We start from the raw sequence: 19,219 nt of genomic DNA on the forward strand, positions 1-19,219 counted from the left end.
ACTCTTTGGCAACTGGCTGACATTGTCATAAAACTTGAAACTTTAGTCCCTGTAGCTTTGCGTCCCTACGTTTCCATAGGTTTGCCTATTCAGTTGTAAGTACATTTAGACATATTATCACAGCTATACATCAATCACATGGTTAATTAGTATGATATAAGACTAGGTAATTTAAATTATTTTTTAATGATTGTCCTTGTAAGCTGCTCGCTAGTTGAACAAAGGCAGCTAATCACGTTGATTAGCTGCCTCTTCATTTTATTTAGCTATCGTCACTCGTTAGTGCAAAATTTTTTAAAACACAACCTTGTACAATTTACACACGCCTTTGAACCTTGACATCACATTCTGACATCGTCCCAGTGACGTATTCCATATAATTCACAGAACCACTAAAGTTCAAATAAGCTTCATAACGCATGCGGATGGCGGGTAATGTAATCCAATCCAGAACATTCTCCTTGGGAACCCACCTACATTCGCTCGTTTCATCAGAAGTAGCTAACTCTCCACCTACAGCTTTGCACACAAAATCAAACATAACTTTTGTAGGAACATCAGTTACACCGTCATACCATTTATGTATCGCTGTATTCGAAACAACATTAATTAAATGGTTCACCTCCGCATCTATTCCGCTTTCCTCTTTAATTTCACGAATCACGCCATCAATCAGATTTTCTCCAACTTCAGTTATACCACCAGGATACACCCAACCATCGTCATGGGCTTTTACTAATAGAATATTCCCATTCCCATCTTCTACAATCCCACCTGCTGAGACAATATGTGTCGGAAAAGCCATTCTAGGACCTCCAAATTCAGTAAAGTTGTATATTTATTCCACACAGTTCCTGGATTGTCCTGCTTTGGTGAGCATCTTTAGAAATCGTATATATTCCCTAACAAAATTAATGTATGGAGATCGGTCATTACGGAATTGAACATAATATTCATCAATTGCTTATTGCCTTTATAATTTAAAATAGTTCAGGCTATCTATATCATTAAGAAGCCCATGCTGTTTGGGTTTCCATCCTAACTTTTCTTTCGTTTTTTCACTTGAGGAAGCTAGATCCATTTCAGCAAAATGAGTGAACCACGTGAAGTGGTTGTTAGCTTCCTCGCGAGCTATGCTTTTAATAGGAACGTTAAGTCTTTCCCCTATCACAGCAGCTATTTCTTTAAAAGCTACAGCCTCCTCTGCAACTGCGTGATATACTCCTGTTGTTTCGTTCTCCAGAACCAGCCTAAATAGTTGAGCAGCATCAAGCCTGTGTACCGCCGGCCAACAATTAATTCCTTCTCCAATAAAAGCCGAAACACCTTTATTACGAGCTAAATCAATTAGTGTTGGAATAAAAGCACGATCACCATTTCCATGTACGGAAGGCGGAAGCCGAACTATAGAAACGTTAACCTCTTTCTCCATCGCTACCACTGCTGCCTCTTCTGAAGCGATACGAGGATTGGCATTTGGCCCGAACATTGGCAACGTATCTTCGGTTACGCGTTTCCCCTTTGGAAGAACTGCCAGGGCAGATGTAATAATAAGCGGACGGTCTGAACCAGCTAAAACAGAGCTCATAGCATCAATAGCCCTCTTATCCTTCTCACAGTTCTCTTTGAATTTTGAGAAATCGTGATTAAATGCAGTATGAATAACTGCATCAGCCGTCGATACTCCACTGCGCAAACTATCTAGGTCTTCCATATCGCCTCTATGAATTTGTGCACCTATTCCGATAAGAGATTGAGCAGCTGCTTCTGATCGAGCAAGCCCAAGCACCTCATGACCCGCACGAATTAATTCTTGAACAATAGCAGAACCTACAAACCCGGTTGCTCCCGTAACAAAAATCTTCATTTCTATTCCTCTTCTCTTTAAATTTCATGATTTTCTTTTACTTATATAATTTATCATCATGAAATCTTTGAGGCATGGATAATAGCAACACAATGTAGCACAATATTATCTCAGAGCATTAGTACTTATCTTCTGTACGAGCATTAAAGTTCTTGCTCAGTTAACTGTGTAAGAAGAGATGAATGAACTTAGCGATTTAGAAATTTGCATCTAAAATTGCTAGGAGTTTCATTTTTAATTTTTTAAAGATTCTACTAAAATAGTTACCGTCATTAAAACCTACTTCCAATGCGATTTCAATAATCGTTTTATCCGTGGTTATCAAAAGCTGTGCTGCTTTTTGAACACGCATCTGATTTAGAAAATCCATCGGCGAGAAGCCTGACACCGTTTTAAAAACTCTTGAAAAATGGACTGGACTTAAATGAGAAACCTTTGAAAGATCATTTAATGTAATTTTTTCGGAAATATGCTTCTCCATATGTTTAATAGCTGACTTAATTTGACATAGTTTTCTATATTGGATGTCTATTTCTGATTGCTCTGGTATTTTCTTCGTATAAGATCGAATAAGATCAGTCAATATTTGATAGGTTAATCCCCTTAAAACAAGTTCAAATCCTTCCTTCTTCCCTTCATACTCTTGAATCATTTTCTGTATACTGCCAAGGATAAATTCATCCTCCGTAATCTTCTCCTCAAACAGAAATCGATTCTTTAAGAGCAGATCAGTGTATATGGATTGTTGTAAATCAGGCTGGTTTCCTAAAAGCAATAAAAGGTCAATTTTGAATAAATAATATGCTAATTCCGAATTTATATTTTCCCCTGAGTGAATTACATTAGGGTTCACAATTAAAATTGAACTTTGCTCTCCTGTTATCTGTTGATTACCAGCCTGGAGAATCATCTTTCCTTTTTCAATATATAAAATCATAAGTTGTTCATGCCAATGAGGAGGGAAAATACTACCCTTTTCATGAAAAGAACAGTATTCCGTAATAATAGGTTTTGAAATTTCCTGTTCTCCACATAACCATACATATTTTCATTCACAACTAATTCTCTTCCCATTAACCAACACTCCAAACGCTAATATTTTCCCGTCAATCATTTTTGGGGTTAAAAGTAATCTGATTATAGCAGTAGAATGTTCAAATTTGTATGAATTGAATTACTGGCATCGTTCTTCTGAAAATCATTAAACACGTGCACGCTGTACATGCTTGACTCCTGCACGCAGAGTAAGCCCAAAGCAAAGAATAAGGATGATTCCGGCAACCACATAAGGGTAGTTAACATTAATATCAAACATCAGTCCAGCTACTATCGGCCCAATGATATTGCCAAGGCTGGTAAAAGCGGAGTTAAGTCCAGCCAAATACCCTTGATGTTCTTTTGCGACCATGGTATCCAATTCGTCGTCCCGAATTTGAGTAAACAGACGAAAAAAGCCGCTAAAATTAGCGACTTTAATTGAATTTTTTTATATCCCTCGACATCAACCGTCCTTTTGGAACAGCTCCATTTCGAGTTAAATCGAATACAAATGAAACGAGATTCAACTAAAATATTATACCGATAATTATAGCGGATAAAACGCTTACAAGTGTAGCCCCATATAACAGCTTCAATCCAAAGCGGGCAACAATATTCCCCTGTTTTTCATTCAAACCTTTTACTGCACCCACGATCGTACCAATGGATCCAAAGTTAGCAAATGAGATTAGAAAAACGGAAACAATGGCTGTAGTGCGCCCACTTAAACCGTCTTGAATCTTAACAAAGTCAAGCATGGCAACAAATTCATTTGCAACTAGCTTCGTGGCCATGATACTTCCCGCATGAACCGCTTCATGCCATGGAACACCGATCATAAAGGCAATTGGTGCAAAAACATATCCTAGAACTCCTTGAAACGAAATACCAAATATGCCGCTGAAAACTCCGTTAATTAAAGCAATAATTCCAACAAAACCAACTAACATTACCCCAACCACTATGGCTACTTTAAAGCCATCCATAATATACTCGCCCAGCATTTCAAAAAACGTTTGTTTGCCCTCTTCCTGAACTTCAACAATATCTTCTTCAGCTGTAACTTCATACGGATTAATGATGGATGCAATGATAAAGCCGCCGAACAGGTTTAATATTAATGCAGCTACTACATATTTAGGTTCCAGCATCGTCATATATGAACCAACAATGGACATGGATACCGTGGACATTGCAGATGCACATAATGTATACAAGCGATGTTTTGGTAATAATCCCAGCTGATTTTTCACAGATATAAACACTTCATTTTGTCCTACAATTGCGGCTGCAACCGCATTATAAGATTCCAATTTCCCCATGCCGTTTACTTTACTTAGCACCAAACCGATATACTTGATAATAAACGGCAGTATTTTGTAATGTTGCAGAATCCCTATTAATGCTGACATAAAAACAATTGGCATCAACACAAACAGGAAAAAGGTATGAGCTCCTTCATTGGCAATGCCACCAAAAACAAAGTTTGTTCCTTCGTTGGCATATCCAAGTAATTTCGAAAAACTATCCGCAAACCCTTTAATTAAGAATTCGCCTATACTCGTTTTTAGTATAATCAATCCCAAACCTAACTGAATAACAATCATTATGATGATTGGACGATATTTGATTTTCTGCTTATTATTACTCGCAAGCCAGGCCAATAATAGAACAATAACCAGACCAACAACAGAAATTAGATAATGCATAATTAACCCTCCAAATTAGCGATACATTTTTTTGGAATCCTCTATCGATTTGCATCTTTCCACATTAACGCTTGTTCCAAAATAATCGCCAATAGACTTCCGCAAATTAACCCATTATTCAAAATGGCTATTACAATCGGAGATAAATGGCTCGTAGCGGATGTAGGAATAAACATTAAACCCACACCCACTAAAAGAGAAACTCCGCTAACAACAAAAGTTCGTTCTTCGTGAAGAACCTTCTTCAATTCCATCAGCGATAATCCAACCATTTTCACAAAGATGACGAATGTAACGGCATAGCCTATAGGCGCTGGAATACCGGATATTACGTTCATTATTGGCGGAAATAAGGATACAGAGATGACTAAGATGCATCCAATTAAAAACGATTTCTGTTCCCTCATCCCTGTTTGTTCCACATATCCCGCTGCTCCCGAAATAGGCACTGAGCCAATTGCTCCGAAACTGCCACCAATAAAATGTGTAATGCCAGAAGTAAATCCAGCACGCAAATACCGGCTATGATCCAATTTCTTTTGTTTCAGAACGGTCTCCATCAACCGAATGGATGCAAGCGCATTGGTTATTAATAATAGTGTTAATAGAAAGGCAGTCGTGATTGTCCCACTATCAAATCTCGGTCTTCCAAAAGGGAATAATTGGGGCAGCTTAAATAGTGTATCCGCCGGTGAAATCATCGGCATCTTGTCGCATATGACAAACAATAAGCAGCCTATCAATATACTGATTATTACTGAAAATTGGCGCAGCAAAACAAAGCGACTGTTCCCTAACCCAAAGGTAATGCAAATCACAATCACGCTCAGCAAGAACACGTTAACATCTAACAAGGTGTGGCTTGACGTGATCCCCATCATACCTTTCATAAAAGAACCGCTTAATTGAAAGATCAATAAGAGCAAATATATAAAAGTGACCGTTGGCGTAAATAGACGAGCGATTTTATCCATTAGCTTAAAAGCTGAAATGAGGATAAATAAAACTCCACTAGAGATCATTCCGCCACTTAAAGCTTGCAGAGCAGCAATATTTGATGTATATAATACCCCTACTAAACTCGCGTAAATGGTAAAAATGCTCCACCATAACCCGGCTGGACCTTCATGAATAGGGAATTTGTGGCCGATGACACCTTGTAAAAATCCAGCTATTCCTAGAGTAATCAGTGTGCTCTGGATGAGCCCAGAAGTCTCCATAGGTGTTAGGTTATATAAATCTGCGATAGCAATTGGCGCAGCGATTGCACCTGCAATCATAAACATCATCCACTGCAATCCAGACAGTATTCCCTTCATAAGATTAGCTTTCAATGCCTGTGTTAAGAGCGATTTCTACCATTTCATAAAAAGATTGTTCACTTTCTTGATGAGTTAAATATTCCTGTGTTAACAGTTGACTGCCTACTGTCAAAATGGATAGAGCTTTCACTCCATATTTAGCGGCTAACGTATATAAGGCTGTGCTTTCCATTTCTACCCCTAATACACCAAAATCCATAAACTTGTGAAGTGGATCTAAGCTCTCACGGTAGAATTCATCGGAGTTATAGATGTTGCCAACAAAAACATTTACTTGTTTAGCTTGTGCTTGTTGATACGCTTTCATTAACAATGAGAAATCTGCTGTAGGTGCATAATTGCAGCCATGGAAGATCTTATCCGTCATATTACTATCTGAAGACACGGATTGGGCTATTATAATATCGCGAATATTAATTTCTTTCTGCATCGCGCCACAAGTACCGATACGAATCAATTTCTTCACTTCATAATCGACGATCAATTCCGTTGCATAGATGCTCATCGATGGATTTCCCATCCCTGTTCCCTGAACGGATACCCGTATGCCCTTGTATAATCCGGTGTACCCATACATGCCTCTTACTTCGTTATAACAATTGACCTCATCCAAGAAGTGTTCTGCTACAAATTTTGCACGTAAAGGATCTCCTGGAAGCAAAACGATGTCCGCTATGTCTCCTTTTTTTGCGCCTAAATGCCTACTCATATATCTGCCCCCTACTCTCAATGTTGAACAAGTCTTACCGAAACCTATTCCGCTTGCCTTCAGAAAATCAGTTCGGAAAGTACATTGAGCATAAGATTTTTCAGCATAACAAACTAGACCAAAATCTTACGGAGGGTAAGGGAAATAATTGAACAAATTATAAAAGCAACTCTTTGCGAATATTGTCTAGATCTCTCTTGGACGGGATCGTAGAGATAATAACAACAGGCACGGTCTGTAAGGCAACCGGGATATTACTAATGACAAAATCAATCTGATGCTGCTGCATCATTTCATCGGAGAGTCCTTTCATTATGGAAGTATTAATGATCAGCTGATCCCCAATTTCCTTCTTGATCAAATCCGCTATGTAATGACGAATTGAGAATTCTTCTCCAATTACCAAGAAGGCCCTTTTTTGTTTATAACGTAAACTGGAACGAACAATTAAGGTTAACTTGGTTAGATGAAAATTATTGTACATGACGGCAGGATAAGCTTTACTCCACGTTTGCATGCAGGTTTGCAGTTCTTGATAGAGCTGCTGGCATTCCTTTTGAACATATGCTGTTAAATTACTTTGTGAAATTATCATCCATTCAGGAATTGCATTATCGATTAATAATTTGTCAAAGAATGCGTATATCTCCAATATAAATCGTTCTTCCTTCTCCAAGTTGGGGTATACGTTGGCCAGTAGTTCTAGCAGCAGATTACCCATTTGATATTCTTCTTTGTCTTTATGCAACTCGACTTCTTTCATCGGTGTAATTTCCGATCCTTCATAGTAGTGATATTGGCTGAGGCTAACCTGGGATTGCATAAAACAAATTTCACTAATGGGAAAATTTATGGAAAACTTCTCTTCTAGACGCTTTACAAGAGACTTCACGGGTAAATGAAACATCCCCTTATCCCAGGGGTAAGCACTTTCGTCGATCTTTACGCATTTCCCTTGAGCGACTCTTTCCACAACAATGGCCAACAAAAAGGATAATCTCCTTTTGGAATTAATAAAATATACAATGTTTTTCTCATTCTCTATATTCGTGATTAACTGATTGATATAAGCATAATCGACGTTCACAAAGGGCCATCCTGTGAATTCATGCGCATCACAATATAACTTCCAATAGAAATATCGAATATTCATTTCATTTCCTTTGATCATGGGGGTTGAATACGTAATGCGTAACTTATACGCTTTTAGATCATTATTATTTAATTGCACAATCAGTTTCTTCAAAGACGAGGTACTCATAAACATGACCCCGGCAAGCTCCTCCACAGACAGTCGGTTCACATTCGTGAACAATACATTCATCAGTCGATAAAAGACGGTTTGTCTGAACATCGAAGAAATCACTTCACTTATCGTCTCACTTCGTCCATCTCGCTGAAGAACGATTCCCTTTCCTCTAGAAACTTCTATAGTTACGGTAGGAGGTAATTGCTTACTGATTTCCTCAACCATCTTACGTATGGTTTTATCGGAGATACCTAAACTTTTTTCAACTTCAGCTAAGGTAAACCATCTTTGTTCCGTATCAAGCAGCGTTAATAGTTGACTAGCTAATGTAAATCCCTTATCCATTTTCCCCACCCTATTTCAATTTAAATTAAATGTCATCGTGTTTTTGGTTAAAGAAAAGTCGATTCCCTCATAAGGAAAGAATCGGCTTTTTAAAGTGTTTAAATACGATCTATGATGAACCAATGTGAATAAGCTTAAACTATCCCACACGTTAGTTCAATCCATATACATGCTGATCCTTTCGGTCACACCATTGATCAGATCTCCCCTTTTTAAACCATAAAAAAACCCTCCGCTCAGCAAGATTAAGTCCATCTTAACAGATGTCTTTTTTCTCTTGCCTACGAAAAGGGTTTAACAGCAATTTATCCTATAATTCCTATACCTTATTATTCATTTTGTGTTGTCTTCATAAAGATTAAGATTTTTTTCAAATTGTTCTTCTAGATGCTCTGCGTAACTGACAACACGTGGGGACTCCAATAACCTACCTACTACACAATATAAACCGATCAAAATACTTACTGATATAATGATTTCAACAATGAGTGGCATCATTTCTTCTTATCCTCTCCTTGCCAGGTAAGATCTAGTCGGCCTAAGTTAGAATTGATTATTTGCTTGGTTATCCATTACCATTCGACTTGGTCGAAACGCATGTTTTTGTAGTAATACTCTCTGTCATGATCGGTGATTTCACGAAGGACCCTGCATGGATTATCCACAGCGATAACATTACTAGGAATATCCTTGGTCACCACACTTCCTGCACCGATCACACTACCCGCACCAATAGTAACCCCTGGCACAATCACAGCGCAGCTACCAATCCATGCGCCATCCTCGATGACTACCGGTAGAGCGAACATTCCACCTTCTTTGCGTTTTTCAGGGTGCACTGGATGATTGGTTACAGCAATCGTCACATTTGGACCAAACATGACATCGTTTCCAATCGTAACTTTATAGTCATCAACAACAGTTAAATTAAAGTTGATATAGACATTGTTACCTACTGTAGTGTTTGATCCATAAGACATCCGAATAGGAGGTTCCATCCAAACATTTTCACCAATACTACCGAAAAGTTGTTCCATCAGAGCCTTGCGCATGTCAATATCATCGGGATGTAAGCGATTGATCTCATAACATAGTGCCTTTCCTCGTTGACGAGCCCGAGCCAGATCAGAAGCTTCCTGAGGATAATTCGCATCGTGATCAGTAAATAATTGTCGGCTTGCCATTCGTTCTGTAATATTCATGCCTTAGTCCCCTCGCATTTAATCTATTTATTTAACCTACTGGTGAAAAAGTCCTTGTAATATTATTCAGCCATTTGTATTGGCGATAACGGTAAAATGCCAGTGGCAACTTAATGATCTCATCCAAACTTATGACGATATATAATACCAGGGGAGATACGTGCCAGACAAAAGCACAGAGATAACCAAGCGGTAATATAATACCCCACATTACGATCGAATCACACCAAAAGCCAAACTTAGAGTCACCGCCCGCAGTGAATATTCCTGAGATATTGGTTGCATTAATGGATTTAGCAATACAATAAAATGCACTAATATATAACATTCCATCCAAGTAATTTTGAGATATGGCATTTAGATTTACTACAGAGAAAACAAGCGGTTTTATCAGGATAATTGTACATCCTGCTATTATTCCAAATAGTAAAGCATAAAGATTCATTCTGCTTCCCACCTGTTTTGCTTTGTCGATCTACCCTTTACCTAGATATTTCCCAACCAATATTGATCCTCCACTAGCAATACCTCCACACAGGACAATGGTTAAATTCTTAACCACGGATGCAACAGAATTCGCTGCAACCATATCAGCACTTACATGTCCAATAATTGCGGCAGTCGCAGTTAGTGCCCCTCCCCATACAATATAATTGCCTTGTACAGGCATGGTGTATTTCAGGAAATCCTTTAAGAGATTGCGCTGAATACCATCCCATATGGGAAAACGAAAACGAATCGACCCTCTCGTCGCAGAATAAATAACACAGCAGCCCAACTCCATAAACCGAGCAAGAACTGTAGCGAGAGCTACCGCCATGATTGCCATTTCAGGTCTGTCCGGGAAAAGGACAAAGATGCATAACGCATTAAACAAAATGTTTAAAATTAAACATAGTGAACTAATCCAAGCGCTTAGTTTTGCATTTTCCATACTTCTAATCACGCTGAGATACATTTGAGAAATACCCATTGCAAGATAAGAAAACGAATTCATCTTTAGAAATATTGAACCATAACGAATTAATTCACTATCATTTGTAAAAAAACGCATTAACGTTTCTGGGTATAAAAAAGATACTAAAAAAAACAAAATAGAGATACTAATTGAGAACAAGCAGGCCGTGCTGAGAATACGCTGTATGGTTTGTACATCTTTCTTCCCCCAATATTGTGCAGTCAAAATCCCTGCTCCCGTAGCCATTCCCATGTAAAACAATGTTAATGCAAAAGTGATTTGTCCCGCTAGTGATACGGCCGACATTGTAGATTGGCTTATCATTCCCAACATAACTACATCAGCTGATATGACCGTGGCTGAGATTAGATTTTGTAATGCAATGGGAATGACAAGCGTGATTAATTCCTTGTTAAAATCTCGCGTCATAGGAGTAGTTAACTGTATGCGCTTTTTCTTTTTAACTTACATCCACTCCTCTCTGTTGCCATCCATATTATCAAGATAGGATAAATTTATTGTCCTTTCCACAAATATTGGCTATACTTTTATCAAAATCGTATATTTATCGGAGGCACTTTGTTTAATGGAAAATTTAGAGGTATTTTCTGATTTATCGGAACGATTGAATTATAATTTACCTGATCTACCCTTGTATGTCCGAAAGGGAAGCTTGAATCAATTTGATAATTTTGCAGCTGCCGCCCATTGGCATTCGGATGTAGAGTTCATTTATATTCTGGAAGGCTCGATGGAGTATTCTGTTAACGGACAGATCGTTAGTATAGAACAAGGAAATGGGATTTTTGTGAATAGCCATCGTTTGCATTTTGGTTTTTCTCACACTCATTGTAATTGTTCATTTATTGTTGTAGTGATCCATCCCTCTCTCATCGGGGAAGGTTCGTTCATACGAGATTACTGGGAAGAAAAGTTTGGTCCAAACATGGATGATTTTGTATTACTAGCAGAGCAGATCTCCTGGCAGCACGAGATATTGTTAACCATTCAATCGATCTATGCTGAAATGCACAATAACTTTGCTCCAAATCCGTTCCGCTTAACTTCAGAGGCTCTATCTTTATGCGCTGGTATTGGGGATCACTTGCAACCGAAGGTGGGAGATATCGACGATGTGCAATTATGGACGAATATTCAGAAAATGACTCGATTCATTCATCAAAACTACGAGCAAAAAATAACTCTTGAAGACATTGCATCCTCAGGAGCCGTTTGTCGAAGCCGCTGCTGTACTTTATTTCATAAATACGTGGGTCAAACTCCCAACAATTATCTAACTCGATACCGCCTTCATAAAAGTTGTGAGATGTTGAGAGAAACCAAAAGATCTGTAAGTGAAATCGCACTTGCCTGCGGCTTTCAAAGTGTGAGCTACTTCTCCTCCCTTTTTCGCAAGCACATAGGACTAGTTCCGCTAGCATATCGAAAAAGCGGCATAAATGGATACAAGTAAATAGACAATAATAATGACAAGAAGCAACCGATTCATCTCCATAACAGGCTCCACTAGGGCATCCATCGGAGTCAGACTGATAATCGTCCAGGGGAGGCTGTCCATCCGGACGAAAGTGATCAAATGCTCTTGATCATAAATCGACAATTTCTCAACGCCTTCGTTATACAGATTGCGCTTGGCTAGCAGTTGTGGAGAAGGTAAAACATCACCAGTCCATTCGTTCCCGACCGAATCAAAAAGAATAGCCCCTTTTTCATCAATGATCAGAAATTTTTGCCTTTGCAGTCGTTTGGTAGGTGAAAAGAATCGGCTTAGGTGATTGTCATCCAGATCCGTTATCACAATGCCGCGGGGTGTCCTACTGTGCAGACTTGTGAACGTCTTGATATAAGACAACAGCGGGCCCCGATTCGTACCATCACTTCCTGATTGACGGCAGGGCGGAATTCGCCTTTATACCGCTTAAATACATGATCAAAAGTAATGCCTCCCACCTATTCTCACCTCTCCCTTACTCAACTTCCGTTTGTATTTTTAATGGTAGCGCAAACATTTCCAGTAAAAAATGAGATAAAATTAATCTTTGTAGTTCATTCTTAATCTGTATTTCAAAACAGTAACTAAAGCTAACAAAAGCCCGTGTATGGAACCACTGATCATGGCTCTATACACGGGCTTAGTTAAAAGATTGAGATTAGTCTTCAAAATATTTAGCTATCTAGACAATACGCACCTGTCTGCATGATGAGAATATATAGGACTTCAACGCTCACACGTTATTTCATCGAGATCTTCCTTAGGCATTTCGTTAAAAAAAGCTACATCATCGACTGCCAACCTTACCGTCGGATGACCCGGCTTGGCCGCCTTGCCGATGGCAATCAGCATAATCGGAACGTAGCGTTCGGATATACGAAAAGCTTCCATGAACTTTTGTTTATCGTAGCCGCCCATCGATACTGTGTCGTAGCCTTTAGCCCGGGCGACAAGCATGAGTTGCATCGATACTAGCCCGCCGTCGGTATACACTTTTTCGCGGATGGCCTCGGGCGGCAGGCTCGAATACATCCCGGTATAGCGTTCCACGAACGATTTAGCCGTCTTTGCAGGCATGTAACCCGCATCGACCGTCATTCCGTATATTTTTTCGGCCAATTTATAACATTCTAAATCTCCAAGTACCGCAATAACAGCCGAAGCCTCAACCACTTGCTGTTGATTGAATGCAATCGGAAGTAGTTTCTGCTTAAGCTCCGGCGAGTCGATTACGAGAAAACGCGACGGCTGCAGGTTAGCAGCTGAAGGAGCCAGCGTAGCTTGCCGCAATACTTCAGTCAATTCCTCCCTCGAAATCCTGATCTCTGGATCATAACTACGAACCGACCGACGTTCTCCAATAACATCAAAAAAAAGTTGTTGTTCCATCGTTAGTGATGGTTGTGAAACTGACATGTTCTCTCCTCCTTTTGAAAAATGCAGTGTTCTGCTATGGTTTCAATACAACATAAGTAGGGTAGTTTGAACAACACATGTTGTATTTGTATGTTATAATACCAACCGAATGGTGCGCAATCATCAATAACCGTAAACCGTTGGATAGACAACATCACTTCTATAATGTCGTTTTATGAGGGGAGATTTTAACGATGACAATTCAAAAGAATGACGCGGATCCTCGTGTGATACGTACACGGCGACTGCTTCAAGACGCTTTTGCTTCATTAATTCAAGAAAAAGATTTTGAATCGATAACTGTCAAGGATATTGCAGAGCGGGCTACTGTGAACAGAGCGACTTTTTATGCGCACTTTGTAGATAAATTCGAAATTCTTGAGGCCAAACTAATGGAATCATTTATGAGAATCATAAATAATAGAATAAACGGTCACGAAGTGTTAAATGAACAAACCATTCAGAGTATTTTTCTGGGTGTGTGCGATTTTCACGAGGGTTTAAGCACGATGTGCAAAAGAAGGTATACAGCACTTGGAGCAGTATTCGAACTTCAGATCAAGGAAAAAATTCAATCGATACTTCTCTCCTTTATAGACAAAGACAAGATGCCATCGAGTCCAAATGCAAACTTACTTATAAATACAGCTTCTATCATGTTAAGCTGGGGGATGTATGGTGCGGCTTACGTTTGGAACAATGAGGGGCGTCCATCAAGTGCGGAATCGTTCGTTAAACAGACGATGCCCTTAATAATGAACGGAGCCAAGGAAATAAAATCGCTAATTTAGCGGCTTTCAAGAGAACCCTATTTTTGCCTCATGACATAACGGATATTAACAGTATAAAAATTCTTTTAGATTCATTGTTCCACTCATCTTTTATCTTTTTTCCATTATGATCGTATCTGTTCTAGGGTTACCGAAACCTTCTCATCACCTTTTTTATTAATTAAAGCAACTTCAAAATCAGATAACCATTTAAGTTCACCCAGATGTCTAGCATAGGCGAATTCATCTGGTAGTTCTGATATGACATTTTCTAAAAGTATCTGGGTACCATCTGGATGCTCAATAGATATAAATATATCCAAACTTTCTACTGTATGGTGACATATCACTTTAGCATTATACAACTTGTTTGGACTCTTTATGGTTTTTTTCCAAATCCATTCATTTACATAACCTAACTGCTCTATTTGCAAAGCGATCTCTCTAAATGGCTTAACGTCCCAATTATTATATATTGTAAGCTTTTCTATCCCGTCCATCAGTAGTCGAAGCGTTGCCTTTTTTTTCTCCAACTCACTCTTTACACCAAAGTCATTTAAACTAAATTGGATCGGCACTGAACACACACCTGAATCGTTAACAATCCTTTTGTCCGAAATGTTATCTACACATTCGATTAGGACTTTCCAACAATCTTTCGTTTTATATTTCCCAAACAAACGTTCATACATCGCTGTAATACAGCGAGTTTCTAATCTAAATGAACGTCTTTTCCATTTCCAATTCAATTCATAATCTAATTTTATTGCTTCTTTGTACTCGCATTTTTGATTTTTTATTATTAAATTCACACTATCTTGATCTACAATATATGGTAAATCTAAATTAAACTCTTTTAGTAGCATTTGATTCTCTCCTTAGATTCCTTTCATGGGCGTTTCGTTTGGTGTTCACCCTTTTATGAGCCAAATTCATCTTCCGTTTTTAACTCACTCTTTGCAGTACCGATGAAGGCAGACATTGATGGAGAAATCCATTTCTCACGGTGCCAGAGCATCTGTGCGGAAAAAGATACCTCCGATAAATCCCATGGTAAATCAACTAATCTACCCTCTCTTAATTCTTCCTTCAAAGCCATCTCAGGTAACAGTGCAACACCAAGACCAGCCACAGCACATTGTTTAATTGCTTCTACACTATGAAACTCCAGTTCGGTCAAAGCATCGGCTCCTTTTTTCAATAAGGACTGATTAAATGAAGTGCGATAAGAACAGTTTTTTTCAGTCAACAAAAAATGCTGTTTGTGAAAGTCATCAATGATCAATGAAGAGCGAGTTGCTAACAGATGATCTGGAGAAACCACCATTTTAAAATACTCCTCTTTCAAAAATTCTGAATGCAGGTCTTTGGCTGCAACGAATTCATCCAATACAAATATCACATCTACAAGCCCTTCTCTTAGGCTATTTCTAAGCTCTTGTCCGGACAAGGGACGAAACAAAAGATGAACGTCTGGAAAGTCTTCGCGGAAACGTTTAAACAAAGCAGGAAGAAAGTATGCACAAAGGACTTCGTCTGCCCCGATAGTAACGGTTCCTGTCGTTCCACCATGCTGACTCGATACACACTTGGCCTCTTCTACATCGTTCAAAATTTTAGTAGCATAAGGCAAGAATTGTTGGCCAGCATCCGTTAACATGACATTTTTCCCTAATCGATCCAGCAATTTCACGCCCAATTCTTCTTCCAGTGATTTGATCTGCATGGTTATGGTAGATGGTACGTAGCTCAATAGTTCAGCAGTCCGAGCAAAGCTGCGTGTAGAAGCCAAAGTCCAAAAGGTTTTTAGTTGACGTATTTCCATAATCGAACACCTTCTTTGTTCAAAAAAATTGAATGTTAATACTGCTTCAATCTGGTCAGCAACTCCCTCAAGCATTTATTGCTTATAAGACCTATGGTACCTTAAATGCCGCAAAAAACAATGTCATTCTGTATCCGACTTGGTTTGCTGGTCTTCACACCGACAATGAATGGTTAATTGGAGAGAACAAGGCATTAGATCCCAATCGATATTTTATCATTGTGCCCAATATGTTGGGTAACGGATTATCGTCCTCTCCCAGTAACACTCCTGCGCCCTTTGATAAGTCCAATTTCCCTCTCATCTCTATGTATGACAATGTACGTGTTCAACACCAACTACTCACTCAAAAATTTGGTATCAGCAAAATTAAGCTAGTTGTGGGTTGGTCTCTGGGTGCAATGCAAGTTTTTCAATGGGGGACAAGTTATCCTGAAATGGTCGAACGTATTGCACCGTTTGGCGGAACAGCGAGAACGAGGCCACTTGCTCAACTGGTATTCCAAAGTATGATCGCAGCATTACAAGCAGATTCAAAATGGGAAAGAGGACTTTACAAGCAACCACCTGTTGACGGTCTCGCCGCGATGGGGAGAGTATATGCCCCGTGGGGATTTTCGCAGGCTTACTATTTGGAGAAATTGTATCAATCCGAAGGTTACGATTCTTTGAAATCTTATGTAGAAGAATACTGGGACCAAGTGTTTTTATCATTCGATGCGAATGATTTGATTACCATGTTACGTACAGGAATAAGTGGAGACATTAGCGATAATCCCATCGACCAGTACAACTTCGAACAGGCATTGCGTAAAATCTCCTCTCCTGCACTCGTTATGCCCGGGACAAGTGATTTATTTTTTACTCCTGAGGACAGTAGGTATGATATTCAACATATGCCGAATGCTGTTTTTCAACCCATAGAATCCAAGTGGGGACACTGCTTTGGAATCGGAGCAAACGAAACGGATTCACTTGTTATAGATAATCATTTAAAGCGATTTTTGGAGTTAGGTTTTCAACGGGACTAAAACCTTTTTGTCATTTATCAGAATTCCCCAGGTTCTCTAGATCGTAATCACATGCAAATCCGGGACAACCTATTTTCAAAGGATTAAAGTTGTCCCCATCAGTTCACAGGAAATTTTCTTCTTATATCGTCTCATTGATTTTGATCAACAATTTCTTTAATACTTGTTTCTCCTCGTCGGTAAGGACTTGAACGATTTCTTCCTCCACCTTTTGGAAAGAGTCTTGAAAGTCTTCAATCAGTTCAACCGCTTTTGGCAATACGTATATATTTTTTTGCCGTTCATTATTGGCCGGGATTTTACGCTCGATTAACCCTTTTTGCTCTAGAGCTTGAAGCATACTTGTAATGCTGGCCCGACTTAGATGAAATCGATCTGCAAGATCCATTTGAATAATATGACTATTTGGATTTTCGTAAATATAATCGATTACTTTTCCTTGTTGAGCGTTTAACCCCAGCTCTTTTATACTTTCGTCCGCTCTTTTCTTTAACTTAAGACCAATAATCTGAAATAGATCCAGATAAGGCGTTTCCTTTCGGGATTTCATAATCTTCCCTCCTGTGATTGTTAGGAATCTAATTGTAAGTATATAAACTATACTGCGATCCTTTTAGCTTGTCAAAAGAATATTAGTCAGTTGACAGTTAGAAAGCTAACAGTTATGATTCGAATTGTTCATAAGAAAACACTTAGGAGGATTTCAAATGGAGAAGGTAACTAAAAATGCTGCGTTAGAACAAGTTATTGCGATTGAAAATGTACGTATCTTTGATGGGGTGCAAATCATTACGCCTAGGCATGTTGTCATTAAAGGGGAATCTATTGTTTCAGTCGGTGGAGACCTCCCGGCCGATGCAACCATTATCAATGGAGAAAACGCGACTCTAATGCCTGGTCTAATTGATGCACATGTCCACACTTCCATCGGAGGATTACGAGATGCCTTAAAATTCGGCGTTACCACTGAACTCGAAATGAACGGTGATTTTACTAAACGAGGGCGCGAAATTCAGTTGAAAAATGTGAACGACATCGCTGATGTCCGTTCTGCTGGCACAGCAATCACCGCTCCGGGTGGCCATCCGGATGAATTATTGCCAGATGGAGATGAAATACCTGAATTCGTATTAAAGGAACTAGAGAAGTTATCAGAGGCAGACCGGGAAGCAATGTTAGCCGCATACGCTCACGATCACGATGAAATCCCGCAAGTGACAACGGTCGAAGAAGCGATTAAACATGTGCATACCCAGGTCGAGAATGGGGCCGACTATATTAAGATCATGATTGAAGAAGGTACGGTCATGGGAGCACCTGGCCTGCCTGTATTAAGCGACGAGATTCTAAAAACAGCTGTGACAGAAGCCCATAAGTTCGATAAGCTGGTCATCGCCCACGTTTTGACGGCTCTTTCATCGCAACAAGCCATCGATTTTGGAGTCGACGGTTTGGGCCACTTGTTTATCGACAGACCCGAGTACACCTCCGAGTTGGTGAAATCTATAGCAGGTTCAGGCGCATTTGTTACTCCATGCTTGGTGTTGAATTCATCGATTATTGGAAATACGGCATCCGAATTGGCCAATGATTCGCGTGTTCATTCCAAATTAAGTCCTGATTGGATTGATATTTTGAACTCAAGCTTCAATACGTTCCCTCAAGGAAACATGGAGAACAGCTTTAAGAATGTAATGGACCTTCACCGTGCAGGAGTTGATATTCTAGTAGGGACAGATGTCGCACCGGTTCCCGTTCCGAACCTCGGCGGCCTTGCTCATGGGGCAAGTGTCCACCATGAAATGCAGTTGCTGGTGAAAGCCGGTTTCACTCCGATTGAAGCTCTTCAGTCGGCTACATCGAAACCGGCCCGTTGCTTTGGTCTTCACGATCGCGGCCGTATTACCGAAGGTGTGCGTGCTGATCTCATTCTCATAGACGGTGATCCAACAACTAATATTTCAGATAGCTTATCGATCAAATCCGTGTGGTTCAATGGTTCGCAGCAACTAGGTTAATCCAATCGATCTGCCCATATAATAGAAAACTCCGTGCCAATGCACGGAGTTTTAAGCATTTTCTTCTGCACTACTAACTTCTTCGTTTCTTCGCTGACCTAACAAAAACCCCCTCCGGTATCCAGTGTTTGAGTTTCACTGTCTACCATGAGGGAATATACCTGATGTTATATTGGTATTCGTTCCTTTTCCTCTTGGAGAACGAACCCTGCCCTGAAATTTGTATTCACTCTAGGACTCTTCAGGA

Annotated in this window: 19 protein-coding genes, 1 pseudogene and 1 riboswitch; of the genes and pseudogenes, 4 read left to right on the forward strand and 16 right to left on the reverse strand. The window is 39.5% G+C overall.

The window, feature by feature from the left end; genetic code table 11:
- Positions 1-4: 4 nt before the first annotated feature.
- A riboswitch (cyclic di-GMP riboswitch) is annotated at positions 5-96 on the reverse strand.
- A gap of 220 nt (positions 97-316) precedes the next feature.
- The 11 genes and pseudogenes from RS891_RS17350 to RS891_RS17400 all read right to left on the reverse strand — a co-directional run bounded on the left by RS891_RS17350 (position 317) and on the right by RS891_RS17400 (position 10,828).
- A complete protein-coding gene (locus RS891_RS17350; RefSeq protein ID WP_113056230.1) occupies positions 317-805 on the reverse strand; it encodes an NUDIX hydrolase in 489 nt (162 codons plus the stop codon).
- 168 nt (positions 806-973) lie between these two features.
- Complete coding sequence (locus RS891_RS17355; protein ID WP_315792592.1) at positions 974-1,867, reverse strand: SDR family oxidoreductase; 894 nt, start codon at positions 1,865-1,867, stop codon at positions 974-976.
- A gap of 196 nt (positions 1,868-2,063) precedes the next feature.
- Positions 2,064-2,885 (reverse strand): helix-turn-helix domain-containing protein, encoded by an 822-nt coding sequence (locus RS891_RS17360; RefSeq protein ID WP_397386960.1) that lies wholly within the window; start codon positions 2,883-2,885, stop codon positions 2,064-2,066.
- 183 nt (positions 2,886-3,068) lie between these two features.
- A pseudogene (locus tag RS891_RS17365) lies at positions 3,069-3,272 on the reverse strand (MFS transporter); the annotation flags it as partial.
- A gap of 160 nt (positions 3,273-3,432) precedes the next feature.
- A complete protein-coding gene (locus tag RS891_RS17370) occupies positions 3,433-4,614 on the reverse strand; it encodes a NupC/NupG family nucleoside CNT transporter (protein ID WP_113056226.1) in 1,182 nt (393 codons plus the stop codon).
- A 41-nt stretch (positions 4,615-4,655) separates the two neighbouring features.
- Positions 4,656-5,933, reverse strand: a complete 1,278-nt coding sequence (locus RS891_RS17375; protein ID WP_397386848.1) for a purine/pyrimidine permease — start codon at positions 5,931-5,933, stop codon at positions 4,656-4,658.
- 4 nt (positions 5,934-5,937) lie between these two features.
- A complete protein-coding gene (gene deoD, locus RS891_RS17380; RefSeq protein WP_113056224.1) occupies positions 5,938-6,645 on the reverse strand; it encodes a purine-nucleoside phosphorylase in 708 nt (235 codons plus the stop codon).
- A gap of 157 nt (positions 6,646-6,802) precedes the next feature.
- Positions 6,803-8,239 (reverse strand): AcpB/EbpR/MafR family transcriptional regulator, encoded by a 1,437-nt coding sequence (locus tag RS891_RS17385; protein ID WP_315792595.1) that lies wholly within the window; start codon positions 8,237-8,239, stop codon positions 6,803-6,805.
- Between the two features lie 572 nt (positions 8,240-8,811).
- On the reverse strand, positions 8,812-9,441 hold the full coding sequence (locus RS891_RS17390; RefSeq protein ID WP_315792596.1) for a DapH/DapD/GlmU-related protein: 630 nt from the start codon (positions 9,439-9,441) through the stop codon (positions 8,812-8,814).
- A 31-nt stretch (positions 9,442-9,472) separates the two neighbouring features.
- On the reverse strand, positions 9,473-9,886 hold the full coding sequence (locus tag RS891_RS17395) for an MATE family efflux transporter (protein ID WP_315792597.1): 414 nt from the start codon (positions 9,884-9,886) through the stop codon (positions 9,473-9,475).
- A gap of 30 nt (positions 9,887-9,916) precedes the next feature.
- Complete coding sequence (locus RS891_RS17400; protein ID WP_315792598.1) at positions 9,917-10,828, reverse strand: MATE family efflux transporter; 912 nt, start codon at positions 10,826-10,828, stop codon at positions 9,917-9,919.
- Positions 10,829-10,985: 157 nt separating this feature from the next.
- Here RS891_RS17400 and RS891_RS17405 point away from each other — a divergent pair, with 157 nt between their 5' ends.
- Positions 10,986-11,873, forward strand: coding sequence for an AraC family transcriptional regulator (locus tag RS891_RS17405; RefSeq protein WP_113056220.1), 888 nt, complete (start codon positions 10,986-10,988; stop codon positions 11,871-11,873).
- Here the strand turns inward: RS891_RS17405 and RS891_RS17410 are convergent.
- The gene (locus RS891_RS17410) at positions 11,835-12,272 is read right to left on the reverse strand and encodes a cache domain-containing protein (protein WP_146752173.1); all 438 of its coding nucleotides are present in this window, start codon (positions 12,270-12,272) and stop codon (positions 11,835-11,837) included. The two genes, RS891_RS17405 and RS891_RS17410, sit on opposite strands and share 39 nt — an antisense overlap.
- A gap of 366 nt (positions 12,273-12,638) precedes the next feature.
- Positions 12,639-13,328 (reverse strand): nitroreductase family protein, encoded by a 690-nt coding sequence (locus RS891_RS17415; RefSeq protein ID WP_315792600.1) that lies wholly within the window; start codon positions 13,326-13,328, stop codon positions 12,639-12,641.
- A gap of 194 nt (positions 13,329-13,522) precedes the next feature.
- Here RS891_RS17415 and RS891_RS17420 point away from each other — a divergent pair, with 194 nt between their 5' ends.
- The gene (locus RS891_RS17420) at positions 13,523-14,119 is read left to right on the forward strand and encodes a TetR/AcrR family transcriptional regulator (protein WP_315792602.1); all 597 of its coding nucleotides are present in this window, start codon (positions 13,523-13,525) and stop codon (positions 14,117-14,119) included.
- A gap of 104 nt (positions 14,120-14,223) precedes the next feature.
- On the opposite strand, the gene RS891_RS17425 is transcribed toward RS891_RS17420, so the two are convergent.
- Together RS891_RS17425 and RS891_RS17430 are read right to left on the reverse strand one after the other, a co-directional pair.
- Entirely contained in the window at positions 14,224-14,964 is a 741-nt protein-coding gene (locus tag RS891_RS17425) for a hypothetical protein (protein WP_315792603.1), read from the reverse strand.
- 53 nt (positions 14,965-15,017) lie between these two features.
- Positions 15,018-15,923 carry a LysR family transcriptional regulator gene (locus tag RS891_RS17430; protein ID WP_315792604.1) on the reverse strand — a complete coding sequence of 302 codons (906 nt, stop codon included), beginning with the start codon at positions 15,921-15,923 and terminating at the stop codon, positions 15,018-15,020.
- Positions 15,924-15,955: 32 nt separating this feature from the next.
- Here RS891_RS17430 and RS891_RS17435 point away from each other — a divergent pair, with 32 nt between their 5' ends.
- On the forward strand, positions 15,956-16,954 hold the full coding sequence (locus RS891_RS17435; RefSeq protein WP_315792605.1) for an alpha/beta fold hydrolase: 999 nt from the start codon (positions 15,956-15,958) through the stop codon (positions 16,952-16,954).
- Positions 16,955-17,075: 121 nt separating this feature from the next.
- On the opposite strand, the gene RS891_RS17440 is transcribed toward RS891_RS17435, so the two are convergent.
- A complete protein-coding gene (locus RS891_RS17440) occupies positions 17,076-17,504 on the reverse strand; it encodes a MarR family winged helix-turn-helix transcriptional regulator (RefSeq protein ID WP_113056213.1) in 429 nt (142 codons plus the stop codon).
- Between the two features lie 157 nt (positions 17,505-17,661).
- On the opposite strand from RS891_RS17440, the gene RS891_RS17445 reads away from it, so the two are divergent.
- Positions 17,662-18,972 carry an amidohydrolase family protein gene (locus RS891_RS17445; protein WP_315792607.1) on the forward strand — a complete coding sequence of 437 codons (1,311 nt, stop codon included), beginning with the start codon at positions 17,662-17,664 and terminating at the stop codon, positions 18,970-18,972.
- The last annotated feature ends 247 nt before the right edge of the window (positions 18,973-19,219 follow it).

The sequence above is a fragment of the Paenibacillus sp. BIC5C1 genome (assembly GCF_032399705.1).
Classification (GTDB): domain Bacteria; phylum Bacillota; class Bacilli; order Paenibacillales; family Paenibacillaceae; genus Paenibacillus; species Paenibacillus taichungensis_A.

Excerpts from the sequence above, each read along its gene's own strand:
- RS891_RS17350 (WP_113056230.1), bottom strand. The coding sequence starts at position 805 with ATGGCTTTTCCGACACATATTGTCTCAGCAGGTGGGATTGTAGAAGAT.
- RS891_RS17355 (WP_315792592.1), bottom strand. The coding sequence starts at position 1,867 with ATGAAGATTTTTGTTACGGGAGCAACCGGGTTTGTAGGTTCTGCTATT.
- RS891_RS17370 (WP_113056226.1), bottom strand. The coding sequence starts at position 4,614 with ATGCATTATCTAATTTCTGTTGTTGGTCTGGTTATTGTTCTATTATTG.
- RS891_RS17375 (WP_397386848.1), bottom strand. The coding sequence starts at position 5,933 with ATGAAGGGAATACTGTCTGGATTGCAGTGGATGATGTTTATGATTGCA.
- deoD (WP_113056224.1), bottom strand. The coding sequence starts at position 6,645 with ATGAGTAGGCATTTAGGCGCAAAAAAAGGAGACATAGCGGACATCGTT.
- RS891_RS17385 (WP_315792595.1), bottom strand. The coding sequence starts at position 8,239 with ATGGATAAGGGATTTACATTAGCTAGTCAACTATTAACGCTGCTTGAT.
- RS891_RS17390 (WP_315792596.1), bottom strand. The coding sequence starts at position 9,441 with ATGAATATTACAGAACGAATGGCAAGCCGACAATTATTTACTGATCAC.
- RS891_RS17395 (WP_315792597.1), bottom strand. The coding sequence starts at position 9,886 with ATGAATCTTTATGCTTTACTATTTGGAATAATAGCAGGATGTACAATT.
- RS891_RS17400 (WP_315792598.1), bottom strand. The coding sequence starts at position 10,828 with ATGACGCGAGATTTTAACAAGGAATTAATCACGCTTGTCATTCCCATT.
- RS891_RS17405 (WP_113056220.1), top strand. The coding sequence starts at position 10,986 with ATGGAAAATTTAGAGGTATTTTCTGATTTATCGGAACGATTGAATTAT.
- RS891_RS17415 (WP_315792600.1), bottom strand. The coding sequence starts at position 13,328 with ATGTCAGTTTCACAACCATCACTAACGATGGAACAACAACTTTTTTTT.
- RS891_RS17420 (WP_315792602.1), top strand. The coding sequence starts at position 13,523 with ATGACAATTCAAAAGAATGACGCGGATCCTCGTGTGATACGTACACGG.
- RS891_RS17425 (WP_315792603.1), bottom strand. The coding sequence starts at position 14,964 with ATGCTACTAAAAGAGTTTAATTTAGATTTACCATATATTGTAGATCAA.
- RS891_RS17430 (WP_315792604.1), bottom strand. The coding sequence starts at position 15,923 with ATGGAAATACGTCAACTAAAAACCTTTTGGACTTTGGCTTCTACACGC.
- RS891_RS17435 (WP_315792605.1), top strand. The coding sequence starts at position 15,956 with ATGTTAATACTGCTTCAATCTGGTCAGCAACTCCCTCAAGCATTTATT.
- RS891_RS17440 (WP_113056213.1), bottom strand. The coding sequence starts at position 17,504 with ATGAAATCCCGAAAGGAAACGCCTTATCTGGATCTATTTCAGATTATT.
- RS891_RS17445 (WP_315792607.1), top strand. The coding sequence starts at position 17,662 with ATGGAGAAGGTAACTAAAAATGCTGCGTTAGAACAAGTTATTGCGATT.